Below are 265 nucleotides of genomic sequence, written 5' to 3'. Positions count from 1 at the left end.
GCGCCGAGGCCGTATTCGTCTTTCAGGTCCGAACCCACGAGGATGTCGAGACGGGACCGTTCGCCCCACTGAATCGAGTACGACGTGTTGCGGATGTACGTCCGGAGCTCGCGCCCCTCGTCGCGGTTGCCCCAGAATCCGGGCGGGCGAGCGCGCTCGCCCTTCTTCTTGAGCGCGAAGTACGACCGCCACGCTTCGGCGTTCTTCCGTTCGATTTGCTGTACGGTCGAAGCACCGAGAACGCCGCCGTACCGACCACGGTACT

The 265-nt window shown here is 64.5% G+C and carries 1 pseudogene; it reads right to left on the bottom strand.

Going from position 1 to position 265, the window contains the following annotated elements:
- Nucleotides 1-265: pseudogene (locus C450_RS11610) on the bottom strand (IS200/IS605 family transposon protein TnpB); the annotation flags it as partial.

The organism is Halococcus salifodinae DSM 8989 (assembly GCF_000336935.1).
GTDB lineage: Archaea > Halobacteriota > Halobacteria > Halobacteriales > Halococcaceae > Halococcus > Halococcus salifodinae.
The sequence above is the reverse complement of the archived record's forward strand: the minus strand, read 5'-3'. Positions and strand labels throughout refer to the sequence as shown.